Annotated in this window: 10 protein-coding genes; all 10 read right to left on the minus strand. The window is 48.1% G+C overall.

Annotated elements, in window-relative coordinates; genetic code table 11:
- Window positions 1-85: 85 nt before the first annotated feature.
- Window positions 86-919, minus strand: coding sequence for a glycoside hydrolase family 16 protein (locus M0Q40_01215; protein MCK9221238.1), 834 nt, complete (start codon window positions 917-919; stop codon window positions 86-88).
- 601 nt (window positions 920-1,520) lie between these two features.
- Complete coding sequence (locus M0Q40_01220) at window positions 1,521-4,982, minus strand: family 43 glycosylhydrolase (GenBank protein ID MCK9221239.1); 3,462 nt, start codon at window positions 4,980-4,982, stop codon at window positions 1,521-1,523.
- 41 nt (window positions 4,983-5,023) lie between these two features.
- Entirely contained in the window at window positions 5,024-7,489 is a 2,466-nt protein-coding gene (locus tag M0Q40_01225) for a family 43 glycosylhydrolase (protein ID MCK9221240.1), read from the minus strand.
- Window positions 7,473-8,576 (minus strand): hypothetical protein, encoded by a 1,104-nt coding sequence (locus M0Q40_01230; protein ID MCK9221241.1) that lies wholly within the window; start codon window positions 8,574-8,576, stop codon window positions 7,473-7,475. Before M0Q40_01230 ends, M0Q40_01225 begins: the two co-directional genes overlap by 17 nt.
- A gap of 58 nt (window positions 8,577-8,634) precedes the next feature.
- On the minus strand, window positions 8,635-9,885 hold the full coding sequence (locus tag M0Q40_01235; protein MCK9221242.1) for a sugar ABC transporter substrate-binding protein: 1,251 nt from the start codon (window positions 9,883-9,885) through the stop codon (window positions 8,635-8,637).
- A gap of 825 nt (window positions 9,886-10,710) precedes the next feature.
- Entirely contained in the window at window positions 10,711-11,196 is a 486-nt protein-coding gene (locus M0Q40_01240) for a hypothetical protein (GenBank protein MCK9221243.1), read from the minus strand.
- A gap of 414 nt (window positions 11,197-11,610) precedes the next feature.
- Window positions 11,611-11,874: a hypothetical protein gene (locus M0Q40_01245; protein MCK9221244.1), complete on the minus strand. Its 264-nt coding sequence runs from the start codon at window positions 11,872-11,874 to the stop codon at window positions 11,611-11,613.
- An 83-nt stretch (window positions 11,875-11,957) separates the two neighbouring features.
- Window positions 11,958-12,917: a LacI family transcriptional regulator gene (locus M0Q40_01250; GenBank protein ID MCK9221245.1), complete on the minus strand. Its 960-nt coding sequence runs from the start codon at window positions 12,915-12,917 to the stop codon at window positions 11,958-11,960.
- A gap of 446 nt (window positions 12,918-13,363) precedes the next feature.
- A complete protein-coding gene (locus M0Q40_01255) occupies window positions 13,364-14,080 on the minus strand; it encodes an SIMPL domain-containing protein (GenBank protein ID MCK9221246.1) in 717 nt (238 codons plus the stop codon).
- Window positions 14,081-14,372: 292 nt separating this feature from the next.
- The gene (locus M0Q40_01260; GenBank protein MCK9221247.1) at window positions 14,373-15,380 is read right to left on the minus strand and encodes a DUF2961 domain-containing protein; all 1,008 of its coding nucleotides are present in this window, start codon (window positions 15,378-15,380) and stop codon (window positions 14,373-14,375) included.
- Between the last annotated feature and the right edge of the window lie 12 nt (window positions 15,381-15,392).

Raw genomic sequence — 15,392 nt, forward strand, 5'->3', positions numbered from 1 at the left:
AAGCGTAATTATACCGCCTATTGCTCGCATCGCAAGACCAAGATAGAGAAACTTAAGGCTAGGAACCAACTACAACAACAGGATCTTAACATTCTACATAGTTGTCTTGCGCTGTAGTATTAACCTCATGCACTCTTTCGTAGACACGTACGTAATCTACAACTAATTGTGCCGGTAATGTAGCCCTCCGAATATCCCCACCCCACGGCCCTACCTCTGCGGTTATTTTCAGATACGACGGAACTTGAGATACGCCCCCGGCAGACGTTCGCCAGGTTTCCTTACCGTCAACATAGAAGATGTACTCATCCACGTTCCACTCTAGAGCAAAGGTGTGAAATCCTTCATAAATGCCCTTTATGTAAGGAGCATACCCAGCGCTTCGGTGTTCTGGCCCGTAGCCATCCCAGTGAAGGGCATGTTGAATGCGGTCCTCTTTAGAGAAGGGGGATTCGAAGATGTCGATCTCTGTTCCATCCCGCCCTTCATTTCCTAGTTGCTGCACCCCGTCGGTCATTAACCAAAAGGCAGTCCAAAATCCCTCTTCTTTGGGTAATTGGCAGCGTATCTCGTAGTAGCCATAGGCTTGCTCAAATCTGTCTCGGGTAGCCACCGCTCCGGAATAATAGGTACCCTCCCGCTCGTTTACTTGAATAATGAGATGACCTTCGCCATCTAAAAAGGCTTCTTCGGGTGACCAATATCCATCGTGCCGTTTCCAATTGGGTAGATAGGACCATTTTGTTAGATCAATTCTGTCACCCTCAAAGTCGTCTTCAAAGGTGAGTCGCCAACCAGGTTTATGTTTTGGATCCACCACCTCGGGCACCCCCATTACAGCTACTACTTCTGTGCCAAGAACAAATGTAACACAGAGGAATAGCGAAACTAGCACTAGTATTAAAGGTCGATACGTCATCGAAACCCAACCCCTCGCTCTCTAGTCTTAGTGTATACTCTATTACTGCACCAGTCCCTAGTCTTTCACACTTGTACGATGTTCTGGTTTTTTATCAGACAGGGAGGCTAAGCCCAACATCCCAAGCTCGTCCTTTCTCAGTGCACATACCAGAACTTGGGCTTTCCTTAAGCTGTTGAGCTAGTGTTTCGGAGGAAGGTGCTCCCTCGACATGTGATTTACTTAGCATTCGCCACATCAGATGATCCTGTTTTTCATTCCGCACGATAGCAACTGTGACCAGTTTACCAAACATGTCTAGCATTCACAAGCCAGGTTTTGAACTAGTTTGCTCTTTTTGAACATGGCGCATCTTGCCAAGTGGCGCCGAACGATCACCCATACTGTTCACCAGCCTCCTTCACACGACAACAAATGAGCTCATCTGTTGGTACCCACAGCCTAGATCCACGTCGTTTTTGCTAACTTGAGGAACATATCGTGATATTCCTTTCCGCAGATAAACTGTCTGATTTTTTCTTAGATTGTAGAGGATAACGGGCCATCCGTCGATGTACCAACTTCGAAGGATGGCCCAAATTACTTAGGACACTCACAGTCCCTATTCCCTCACCAAAGATCGCAGACCCACCCTACCCAATTGAAGTGCGTCCACCCGACCTAGGCTTTCCTCAAAGGTGAGTCTAAAGTAGTTTGCGGTTAGGGAGCTTGGGACACGACCAACTAGGTCTATCTTGGTCCAAACGGAAGAATCTATCCTATCGGTCACCTCATAATCCACAGATACCCATTGCTGACCGTCTACTGAAACGGCTACCTTAATTGTGTCCATGCAGGAGTCATCCTTTGTATACACTGTTACGAAGAACTCCTGCAGCCCTGGTGTATCCCAGATCAGCGACTCGGTGGTATTATCTACCCGAACCAAGCGATTCTGATCGCCAAAGAATAGTTCGGGAGTGTCCGTGGCGTAGACCCAACCGGCTGTTTCTTCTATGGTTTTCTTACGACTTTCCATTCCGAACCATCCAGCTTTCGGGGCTTCTAGGTCATCGACTAACTCTCGCCAGTTCTTAATGGCAAACCGGACTGTAATCTTGGTATTGGTATCATAAATGGACACTACATCACTGGTCAGTTCATACGTTCCATCATCATAATCGGGGGTGTCTAAAATCAGGTCCTTAGGAGTAGCATCCCCTTGGTAGATTACCTGCCCTTCCCCCACCTCACCTAGTTCCACCCGGGCAAGGGTTACACTGACCCCGGTAATTAATGAGTCCGGCCCATTCACCTGTATTTCTATTGGCATAAGACCACTAAAACTGCCCGCCCAGCCTTGGGAAAGAACCTCATTGTCCTTTAATCGCACCCCCACTGTAGGTGTAGTCACTTTAGAAAGGACTATCGGGGCTGCATAAATCTCTATCCCATCCTCTTGTAGCACGCTAAGCCTACCTTCCCCAGGCACCTTCTGGGGCTGGCGCACTTCTATCGTTAAATTAGAATCAAGTTTAACCTCAGCCAGCAACGCGTCCTGGGGCACGACCATAACAGTCGGCGGATCAACCACACCAAAGGGTAGTTTCACCTCATATTTCTGACGGGTGGGACTAATCCATAGAGTGTGATCTCCGATTTGGACTTGACCATATACTAGACTGGATAGGCAGGTTAACGCAAAGTCCTTGAAGTAGATCGCTGGGGTATTAGTTCGTAGGCCAACGGCACCATGCAACAACCCGTTAGGATCAGTGTACTCAATTATGGGCTGCTGGGAACCGTCCCAGTACACCTTGATGGTACTACCCACCACTTCAACGGCTAGATGATGTCTGGAGGCGACTATGTCTTGGGTATTAACCTGGGCTAGGGTCTGTGAGTTATACCTTAGTTTTTTTAAGGATATAGATCTTCCATTAAAGGCCACGTAGTAACCAATCACTGCATCTTTGACTTGTCCTTGGAAATAGGAAGGATGAGTTGCCCGGACAACAAGCCCAGCCTCTCCGGGATAGATTTGCCCGTCAACGTATAGATCAACTTCGACTCGGTAGTCGGTCCACCCCTCCTCGCCAGTAATTGCCATCATCTCCTTGGGACGTGTAATACCGTAGCCTCGCTCGCTAGATTGCCAATCTAGTTCACCATAGTACTGCCAGTCATCCCCAAGCCCGGTAGAAGCAGTGAATGGTTCTGTCATCACCGGATAAAACTCAAAAGACTCCAGGTTAAGGCGACCTTCGACCAATTGCACTTTTAGTGTATGAAGCCCTTTCGGAAGCTCTAGTGTGCCTACCCTAACCTTAACCCAACCATCCTTACTAGCAACATCCTTGTTGATTACATCCCCGATTAGCACCGGACTATCATCTACCCATATCTGTACGGTGGCTTCACTATCGACCGGCACCGTCAAGGCAACCCCATATGTATCTTCTTCTTCCAAATTGATATTATAAGAAAGCCAATCCCCTTCATCGACCAATTCGACAGAATAAGTGCCGTTTTCTCCTTCATGGATCCTAGTCCCATCCCGATACCGCAGGGGATTATCATCTACTGATTGACGAACACAATAGCCATCCTTCCGGTAATGGACTCCTTGGATAGTGCCTGGTATGGGCTTAGGAACATCATAATCACTAGAGCCCTTAGCCTCAGAACTGAAGGCGGTGAAACTCAACAAAGGTTCAACGCGATCATAGATGTACCCAATACTGCCCCCAAAGACTCCCTTCAGGTCTAGGGCAAATTGCCTCATATTGTCAAAGTAGATCTCCATCCTATCGCCATACTTGACTACCCGCAGGGTATGCAGACGTGTTAGGTCAACCTCCTCAAAAAGGGAGGCGGTAGCCAGTCTCATTAGTTGACCTTGTCTGGTAACCTGCAGTTCTAAGCTTTTCTCTTGCAGATCAAGTAATACACAGGCAAAGTTCTGATCGTCGATATAGGAGAAAAGAGTCCCCATGTAGCCTTCGGCTGTTTTATCTGTCACGGCGAAATTGAACTCTGCAGTGTAATCGGGTCCGGTTTTGGATCTGCTCAAAAGTAGTGTCGAGTCACCCGACTTTGTTTCAACCCAGTGTGGGGATAGGCCATCTTCATCTATCCAGGTATAAAACTCCGGCAGCTTAGGTCCTTTCTGCGGGTAGTTGGTCGGTCCTAGAACCATCATTTTCTTACCGTTAAAGGCTAGACGATCAATATTCATCTTACGCAAATGGGGACCAAAACGTATGGGCATGCTATGGTAGACTATATAGTACGAATCAAGATCGGGACCAAGTACTGTGGCACTGTGTCCGAGGCCACTAAAGCCTTCCTTGGTACTGATCAGAATAAGGTCATCCTCGGGTACGATATAAGGACCTAGGGGACCCTCTTCGCTCACGGAGTAATGCACCCGGTATCCGGTACTTAGCAGATGGTTTCCTGTATAGGTCAGGTAGTACAGGTCATTACGTTTGAGAATATATGAGCCCTCGGTCCAACCACCTAGGCTAGAGTTTAGAACCCGTTCCGGCCCAACAGTATAAGGGTCCGCCATACGATGTCCTCGGATCCCCAAATGTCCCGCATGGGTGAAGTACCAACGACCATCATCGTCAATGAAAACTGAGCCATCAATGGTTAAACCGAGGTTATCTGTCTGCACAGTAAACGGTCCCGTGGGACGATCACTTTTCAGTACATAGTGGCCTTGACCGTCAGGTGATGTGTACATATAGAAGAAGCCATTCCAGTAGACTACTTCAGGAGCGAATGCGTTCTTTGTCACCGGTTCTGTGGTCGCATAGCCTGCATAATCCCAATTAATTAGGTCCTGAGAAATCCAGGTCCTAATGCCCATAGAGCCACCATAGTGAGTATTCGTACTCGGATATAAATAGTACCGACCGTTCCACCGCAGGATGTATGGGTCACCGATCCCATAATTCGTCCATTCATTTTCCAAATCAAAGGGATTAGTATATAGTCCCCCCGCCTCAGCCATATGATGTCCCCCCACCAGTAAGCAGATAATCCCTAAGCAAAGAAGTTCTCGAGAACAGTGCATGCACTGTTTCCTCCTTCCCGGTTTTTCTAAATGCCACAGGTTTAGGATTGAGGCTCAGAGCGGTACACCAGCTCCACGTGGCCTAGCTGGATCCTGTCTTGATCCAGCCCTTCCCTTAGGCTAACCCGAAAATACTTGGCCGCGCCCTGGCAGGATCCACCGAACTCAATTTTGCGCCAATCTAACGAATCCGCCACTACCCTCTGTTCAGACTCCAACTGGGTCCAGTTGAGCCCATCAAGGGATGTACTTATTTCCACACCGGATATATCTACATCCTGTATGTAGGCGGTCACCTTGTATTTGCTTAAGCTTGGGATTTCCCAGACCAAGTGGCCTGTGCCCTGTCCTGTCCACACCCGTCGACTCTCATCCCCAAAGAAAGACTCCTGTCGGGTGGTATCGTAGTCCCAGCCAATTGATTCCTCAATGGTTTTCTTCTGGTCAACCGTTCCGAACCACCCGAGACTCTTCGGAGGGTCGAAGAAATCATGGACTGTCTCCCAGTTACGTATCAGCACCCGCAGGGTATCTCGGAACTGGTGACCTTCCTGGGTGGTAACTGCAAACTCCAACTGGTAACTACCGTCGGCTAAGTGTAGTGTATCAATATTTAGTTCCCCTAAAACCTCCGGTGCTTCATATACGACTACCCTCTCTTCGGTCCTTGGCTCCCCCATGACAATTGGTACCAAGGACACAGTAGCATTTCTAATCATAGAAGATGTAGCCCCAGTATGGAGTCTAATAATGCTTTCACCCCAAAGGGTACATCCTTGCAGGGGCTCTAGAATCATCGCATTTTTTACGGTAATACCAACCGCATGGCGCCAGATGGTATCCCGCTCATCTATAACCTCAAGGACCAGATGGTGTACACCATCTGCTAGCCAAGATGTGTTTAAGCTACTTACGGGGGCTTTGGTACCTTCGTATAACGCCATGGCATCTAAGGTAACCCGCACTTCCTTCACGGCCATTTCGGGGGCAATGACAGGTTCAATGGAAATTGGGCTAGGCATGGGTCCTGGGTTTGCGGGACTTGCCAGCCACACATTCTGATAGGCATAAACTCGCACTTCACGTAAGGCCCCGTCCTCCCCTGTGTTGGCTAATCGAATTCTGACATAACGGGCAGTGGCTTCATTGACTTCCGAATAAGGGTAAGCCCCACTCCGCAAACGATCCGCAAAGAGGAACCAGCTTGTACCATCTTGCGATGTCTCGATCTGGTACCGATGATCACCCCTTTTTCCAAAACGCAGGTCGACCTTGCCCACACGGAAGGGCTTCCCTAGGTCAATAATTATCCAAGGCGTGTGATCATCCTGCCGGGGTAACCAACTGGTGAGGGTACTCCCATCCAAGGCATAAGAGGCACTCCGGTGCTCTTGCTCTGAAGATGCCCAAGCTTCTTTACCTCTAGCTACCTCAACGATTGGGATGGCGGTACTGTTCCAAATGGGGCCTTCAGTGATAGGCTTGGTGCTCGGGGTCCGGTTTGCCACATGGGGCCACCCATCCTGCCAAATTAGCTGATCTAAAAGTAGCATCCGCCCAATTGTTGTGTCGGTCCAGTCATACGCGTGGTAAAACAACCAGTCTTGGCCCGCATCATCTTGGATTAGGGCATTATGTCCGGGAGATGCCCAATGATGATCCCCCTGCAAAATGGGGTTTCCCCAGTAACGTTCGAAGGGGCCCAAAGGGGAAGTCGAGCGCCCTACACTAAGGGCATACTCTCCGGGGATGTAGTTATCTCCGGACCAAAACAGATAGTAGTAATCTCCACGCTTGATGATCCAAGGAGCTTCCACTAGACGGGAATAGCGAATATGCGGCGCTGGATTAAGGGCAATGCTAGGTTCCCCCACCAACGAAAGGCCATCAGAGCTTAGCTTCTGGACAAGAATGGGCTCATGATGAGAACCCCAATAGATGTATAGTGTGCCGTCATCGTCACGGAAAACAGCAGGATCAATATCCCGATAACCAGGTCCCGAAGCTAAGGGTGTAGGTACACCGGTGTATGGGCCTTCAGGTTTGTCCGACCAAGCGGCTCCAATACCCATCCTATGCTCCATATATCCCCGTTCTTTGGCACTAAAATACAGGACATATTGGTTGTTAATAAACTGCAGCTCCGGTGCCCAGATGAACTGGGGCGCCAAGGAGTCCACCCAGGCAGGATAACCCTTGGCGAACATAGTCCCTACCGTTTCCCAATGAATCATATCCTTGGAGCGCATGATCCGCTGGCCAGTCACCGCGGTGTAGAAGTACTCGCCTACTCTAAGGAGCGCAGGATCCGGCCCATCACCTGGGTAAACCGGATTGTAATAGGGAAATACCTTCTGCCCTTGCTGCAACTGTACGGGTTTGGAGTCCGGTGGCAACAGGGGTTCCTTTGCTGCACCTGTGCCCTCACAACCTCCCCCGATCAAACACAACAAAGCCAAGAACAAGACAACCACCTTCCTTTTCCAGTTGTCACAATCTTCCCTCACTACTATCGCCTCCAACAGAATCTGCAACACCGGTCAATTGTTGAAACAAGTGGATTTCCTCTACCCGGTAGGGCGTACCGTCGCCCAAGTAAAGATCATGCTGCCATAGACTAAAATCCAGATCCATACCCCGGATCCAGTCCCATGGTTCGTGGGTTTGCGTTTTGCCGTTTACAAGCCCCCAATGGAAACAGCCGATTCGTTCTTTCCCAAAAAGGGGTAGATGGGTCTCCACAAGGTTTCCAAAGGGTCGATGGAGCCATTCGGTAATAAGCATCGGCCGGTCATAGACTCTGAAAGCATCAATAAGCAGTTTTGTGTGCACAAGATCACCATAGAAATGAAAGGAGAAAATGTCGGAAAGCTCAACAGCCCGCTCCTCTATTTCAGATAAGTACCCAGGCTGATGTTGCTGAAAGTAATCACCGTAAAACTCCCAGGGCCCTGCGGTAAGTGGCTGTATGGGCCGCATCTCCCTTGCCCAACCAAAGACGGCCTCCATCGCCTCTTTGCTCGCACTTCTTCTACCGCTATTGCCTGGTTCATTCCAAATATCCCAAGCCAGAATTCGCTCATCTTGTCCAAAGGTACCCACCATATCTTTGACGAAGTCTTCAAGTACCCCCCAGTTTGCCTGATCATCAAAAAGATGCCAAGGGGCTCCCTGTACCTCTCGGGACGCCGGACGACCACCCCCATGAGAACCAGGCCAAGGAGCAGGCTGGGGACCGAAGCGTGGTTCACGGAAAGACTCCTTTGGACCACAGCCACAATCATCGAAGAAGACCGGTAGCATGCTTATGTTCTGACGGTGGGCCAGGACCAGGAATTGCTCCATCCTTGTCTTAAATCCATCACGTTGATACTTCCACACGAAGAAGGGCAGCACCATACGTACACTATTGATGCCGGTTGCAGCAGCGATAGCCAATTCTCGTTCTATGACTCTGATGACCTCATCGAAGTTGTATTCCTGCCAGATTTCCACTACATTGATACATGTACTAGGTATGAAATTACATCCCACGATCCATGGCCGACTCTGATACCAATCCCACGCTTTCTCCCTGCTCCATTTCTCTGTCACTTGCCAAGCCCCTTTCAGAGATTTTCATGGAGGCGATTTATCGCCTCCATAATATTTCCTACCGTGCATATACCTGATCAAGGTATTGCTGCACAAGCCGATCTAGTTCCTGGAGAACCTGAGTGACTGGTCTTTGGTTTGTCCAGACCTGATCAAGAAGAGGCCAAACATACCGAGCAATAATATCGTCTTGCATACCGGGCACCACACGGGGAGCCTGGGCTGTAGTAACCGCTTCCAAAGCTGCCCTTCGCTGTTTCATTGTACGACCTTCGAGGTAGACTGCGGCCACCGAGGGATCGGAATTGATTGGTATACCCAACCCAGCTGCGGCAAGGATCCTCTGTCCCTCGGGACCACTGGCAAACTTCAAAAACTCCCAAGCTTCATCGGGATGGGGCGATGCAGCTGAGATACCAAACCCATTTGGATAGGCCATACTCACCTCATATTTGCCTATTGGAACGGGCAGTGCGTCAAAGTCGTTAAAGCCAAACAATTCGTCGTAATAGCCCGTCATCCAAGAACCATGGGTGTACATGGCTAGATTGCCCAATTCGAGGAGATATTCCCCCATCTCCCAGGGCTTTGGAATAATCTCATGGAGCCACGCTAGATCATAGATGAAATCCACCGCTCCCCGGGTCGCATCGGTGTTAAGTATAGAATTGCGGCAGGATTCGTCCAGGATTCCCCCGCCATTTTGCCAGAGATAGTACAGGCAGAAGTTTGGCTCGTATTCGACCCTATGCCCGTATTGGATCACATGTCCATCACTGCTTTTTTTCGTCAACACTTTCCCGAGATTCACAAGATCATCCCAAGATATAGATTCGGGAAGGGGTAACCCCGCTTCTTGGAACAAAACAGGGTTATAGTAGAACATGGAGACAAAGGTTACAACGGGCAAAGATCCGATGACGCCTTTCCAGGTAAAGGAGTTGAACAAAGGTTCATGAATCTGACTGATGAGTTCCGGGGAGTTTGCTATGTACTCGTTTAGCGAAATAAGCCATCCTTCATCGATAAAACCCACAGTCTGCATTTCCTGTGTGAAATAGATATCCGGGCCTGTATTAGCCAAGACACTCGCTTTCATCTTATCCACATAGCCACCAGTGTCGGGAACAAACTCAATAAAGATGTTTGGGTGTTGGTCACTGAAAGCTTGCGCCAAATCCTGATATGCCAGCTGATGACTCAAACCACCCCAGGCAGTGAATGTGAGGTATATCTCCTCCGCCGCTACGCCGAACCCAACCATCAGAACAATCAAACAGACAACATGCAAACCGACTAAACGCTTCATTGGCATAGCTCCTTTCATTTCTACCCGTACTATACACGACTCCCACATGTTACTAGCTTTTAGTTCGTCCTTATCTCTCCTTCCTGCCGGAGTTCCCTGTACTCCAGCTAATAGCATTGTCACCATACTCATATCGTCTTTGAGTGATTTAGATCCGGCCTGGATCAGTAGCATTCTTGCCTTTACCGAACAAGGGAGACTAAAGGGGCTTTGCATCAATCCAATTGAGTCAACCCTTGATTAACGAAAGCATGGTAAAAGGACCTATCTGTTACTATGTACCCTCAGTCTTATCTTAAATCCATACACACTATCATATGTGCAGTGTTAAGCAAACTATTCAATTTTCCAGCCGACTTCTTCCACAATCTGTGTAAAGTTAACTATATTGTATCCCGGAGTGAGTTAACCGTCAAGCGGCGAACATTGACTGTACATCTTATTCACAACTTACCCAAACACCAATGAAACCGAACACACAAAGGCAATCCGGCATATGGTAAACCCTTTTTCCCAAACCCTTTTTGCGCAAAGCCCAGATTCGCTTAAAATGTTTGTTTGCTGAAAGGAGAACCGAGGGAATGGTGCGGTCGCTGACTAAAAGGTGTAATAAGGCTCAAAAGGAAATGGAAGACAGTAAAGCAGTGCTTAGAACTTCGTTAAACCGACTTTGTCCCATCAGTGCAACCCCACCGCGTTCGGTCCTTGTCAGCTTAGCACATGGGAGGGTCTGGGATATTTCGCATACGTGTAGGGCGCCTGTTGCTCCATATGGTGAACACCCTCCGCTAGCATTGACGGGACTGTCTTATCCTCAGACCTTGTTTAGCCGGACACTTCGTCCTGACCGGTCTCGGCATGGAGCACCGTCAAATTTAGGGTATCGTTTTCCCAGGAAATTTCATAGGAGACAATTGCCCTTTTATCATCCGGGAACAACTGCTCCTTGCGTTGGAGCAATGGCTGCACAAGAACCCAGATCTCGGGCGACGTCTTCCTAAGATTGTTTATAGCATCGAGTCGGGCCTTGGGCGGTAGTACTGATAGGTTCCAGGCAACAAGGGCAAGCTCGATGATAACCTGACAATGTCTGTCCGTTTTTGTCCGCTTTGTGAATATCTCCGCAACCTGAAGCACTCGCTCAGACAACTTAGGCAAGGTAGAGGGAGAACTCCTGAAATCTACCTTTTCCCTATCAATCACACCTTTTCGATGAGCATCTTCAACAAGACGTCGCCTTACGTTCTTGTCAGTGTAGTCCTGTACCTCTCTCGCTCGTTTCTCCCGTTTTGCTCGGCTTTTTCTGCCCATCCTATTTCCCCCTGTAATACTGCGCACTATTCTGCGGACATATTACCCTACACATTATTCCGTTAAGACCACCAACATGTCTTTAAAACACCAAACCGATCTAACCTCTAAAGACCATGGTAGGAGCATTCCTGTAATTCAACTTTGAAAATAATGGTGCCTCGCATTAGAAATAAAGTGTGGCCTTGCTATTCACAATCTTAACCGAATGGAGCTACCTGACATGAAGTATACCTAGAATGATAAGATTATGCAAATCACGGGGAGGACGGGGTATGACTAAGAAATTTACGCATCTTTATAGATTATAGATGATACTATTCCGCTGCAAAACGAGAGTGAACGATTCAAGGTTAAGGAGCCTAACAAAAGGGCGTTTGGGACAGCAGATCACAATTAGCCAGCGTTACTCCACTAAAACAGGCAGGTATGTGTTCTTATTAGATGAGGCCTTAGGATTACCCGCACCGAGGCCAGTCCGGCACCGATGGACTGTTTGCTGCTGTAAGCTGTTCTGAAATCCTCATGTCGGGCTGCTGTTGATAGGATTGAGCAGATCATGGACAGACGAGTGGTACGCCATGAGACAGTTAGCCAAGCTGTCTCCATTGTTGCGCCTGCTGGAGCAACCACTTCGTAGTTGCCAGACTTATCAATATTGTAAACCTCAACTAGCACAGCACCTGCTATTGTTTAACTCTTCAGATGTTATGCCCCGGACCCTGTTCCCCTTCTCCATAATAACAATAACTTAAGCTTTGCTAACTACAACCACACGACTCCTTAAGGACCAGTTGTCCGGGAACAATCAGATTACCGTAGGATGTATCACCATTAACTAGATCCCTAAGCAAGACGCCTGCAATCTCACCTATTCTGTAAGCCGGAACATCGATTGTGCTGATCGCTGGTTTACTGCTAGCACCAATCGATAGATTATCACAGCCAAAAATGGCAAAGTCCCCAGGGACTTGCATCCCCATAGCACGAATCACATTAAGTATCTCAATCGCAACTAGATCGTTCTCCGCGAGCATTGCTGTTGTACTTGCAGCAATTCCTCGGATTTTATTCTCTAGTTCCGCGTATTTCTTAAGACCAATAACCCGTAGCTGTCCCTTGTTCTTTTCAATGGCTTCCCTGCAACCTTCCAGTCGCAGTCGCGACCAAGAGGTCATCGGTTCCAGATGCACATATGCAAAACCAGTATGTCCATGTTCAATTAAGTGCGATGTTGCCTCATAGAAAGAGTTGTGATTATCTAAGGAAACGGTTGAGACCCGTTTATCTGAGCTTTCTCGGTTTATGACTACGCATTTGACATCTAATTGGAGTAAGGCTTGCAAAATCGGATGGTCTACCTCGCCGCCGAAGAATATGACTCCATCAATCCGTTCGGCCCCAACTAGTATCGAACTAATCGGAAAGGCATCTGGACTTGGAGCAACAGCAACTAAGCAAATAGAATCCCCTAACGCATTCTTCGCCCCTTCGTAGAAACCGTTATAGATTTCACTACTGGACATCGAACCGTCGGTACACACAACTGCCAAGCGGAGTTGTTTCTCAGGCTCTTGGATCATATAGCCCATTTCCTCGGCAATGGTAATGATCTTCTTCCGCGTTTCAGGTGCCAAGGTCCCTTTATTTCTGAGCGCCTGTGAAACAGCACTTAACGATACGTTTGCCCTCTGGGCGATATCCTTCATCGTAACACTCATAGTAGAGCCCCGTTGATATGCACTATATACATAAACTTTATATACTCAGTTTATCACGGCCAATTCTGGGTGTCAATAGCTAGATCGTTCTGCTTTGCATCAGGTCACTAAACCGCTTTCACTGCTAGCTAAATGAAGTACTTGTAGTAACGATACCCAGGAGATCAATAATAGACCAACAAGAATCATGTTGGTCTATCACTAAACAATCCTTCCGCGCCGCAGAGCACAGACACAGCACGAACCACTATTGAGGTCACTGCACTATTACGGAAACATATGGATCACAAGATGCATGGGGCACAGCTGGCAGTCGAAAATGAGTATCCAATCGATACAGCTCCTTGCACAGCACTAGATCGTTCTATGAACCTACTCTTACCAGCCGACCACTTCCTGTGTCCTGCATGCCAAACTCTACGGAAAGCTAATACCACAAAAAAGGGTTAATCCAACAGTAGGTACTCCACAGTAGTAACGACACGGATTTTCTTAATATCTGGGGTATAGCTATCTAGATCCTCAATGGAGAAGTATCCCTGTTGCGCAGAGCGGATCTTCCCGATTTTGCTGCCCGAATCCTCCGCAAACTGCATGGCGGCCCTGCGAGCATCTTTGGTCGCCTCCGCAATCATCTCCGGCTTTATTTCATTAAGTCCGGTGAAGATAAATTGGGGGCGATGCTCATAACTACGGGATAGCAAAACACCGTCTTTTACTAGTTCATCAGTTGTGTTCATCACTGCCTTAACCTCATCGACGCTAGATGTACGGAGCAACACCACCGCTTCAGCACGATAGCGTTCGGCGGGTTTGTTCTCCCCAAAATACATACTCCACTGATCTGCTACCTCGGGTGAGGTGGTGCTAATCTCATCCTCATCGAAGCCACTACGCAGCAAAAAGGCACGAATCTTACCTTCGGTTGTGCTCAATGTGGCATGGAGGTTTTCCAAACTATCTGCGCTTACGGTATAGCTTAGGGGCCACAAGACCAGATCTACCTTCACATTGCGTTCGGCCAAACCCTTCACACTGACCACTCGATCCGCTCGTTTCCAAACCATAACGGCTTCCTTTAGTTGGATTCCACTTAGTAACAGCCCGAATGCCAACAGAACCCCTAGTACCGCCGCAGATTTCGTACTAGTCTGCCATTGCATGACGATCCCCTCCTGATCTTGATTAATAAACCCCTATGTATCCCCTATTATCAAACCTCAATATTAATCACAAGCACCATAATATGATGGGTCGAAAAGAAGATAAGCCTGGCCGGGGAACAGCGCTACACATAAACTACCATCGTACCTAGCACGATTAGACAGGATTCATAATTGAAGATGGATGTGAAGCTAAGTATATTCTACTCCCCATTCACGGAAAAAGCAAGGTTATGGTCCTAACATGTAAGGTGCCTAGACCAGAACAACTCTGATCTAGGCACCTAAACTACTAAGGGATACTCTGATGATCTGTGTTTCTCACCCGATACCAGCAGAGAAGCTCTTCTGGGCCAGGTAAACCTCTGCCTGTTCCTGCGGGATCTTCAAGGTACAGGTAGGTTACACTAGAGTAGGCGAAACGATCCTTGTAATCCTTAAAGGGATGCTTAAACATAAAGCGCAGACCCTGGGAAAAGCTAATCCTATCTGCTTCGTGAATGCGATACATAGCAATCAGAGAGTTTAGTGCGTCTTTGATCGGTACCCCGTGGAAAGGTCCAATAAATGGTCCCTCCCGGAAGTACCATCCTCCACAGAAGTAGTCTTCCAGTCCGGTCCCTACCAGTCGCGGCTGTTTTTCATTATCTATATACACATATTCAGGGGCCTCAAGGAAGCTGAGATTATTCAGTTGCTCCCCTTGCATAGACAGACTACAACCAACGTAGTGCCCCCTACCTTCGATGGAACACATCTCGAAGGCTTCTGTAAGTCCCTTGCCCGTGGAAAAATGGGTATGGAAATAGCCAAGATCCCTATCTAGGTCGGGATCCAGTTGGTACAACACATTCGCAAATATATCCGTATCCACAACCTGATCACGGTTCTCCACTTCAATGCGAAAGCCCCTTTGGAAGGGCATGGGGAACTTGCAGAAAAAGCCACCACTGGACATACCGAAGTATCTATTGGCGAAATTACCCACCTCACAAAGACCAATACCGAAAAAGTCCCCTACCGGAGCCTCCACTGCAGGTAGCTTTTCATCATCCCAATAAATCCGGAGGATTAACGTCTTAAGTATTGTCTGACTAATTGGGGCGGGAGGATTCCACCACTGATAAAACCAGCCAGGAAAGGTTATCCAGATATTCGAAATATATCCAGTGCCCTTCACCTCTCCAATGACTTTGGTTTCACCCTTTGGCACAAAGATGGTCTTTTGCCTCGTCGTAGAGTCAAAAGTAGTAAGCTGCTGTGTTGTCTCTTTGGTAAACTTGGCAATCCGCGTATTCACCAAATCACTCCT

The organism is Limnochordia bacterium, assembly GCA_023230925.1.
Classification (GTDB): Bacteria; Bacillota; Limnochordia; order DUMW01; family DUMW01; genus JALNWK01.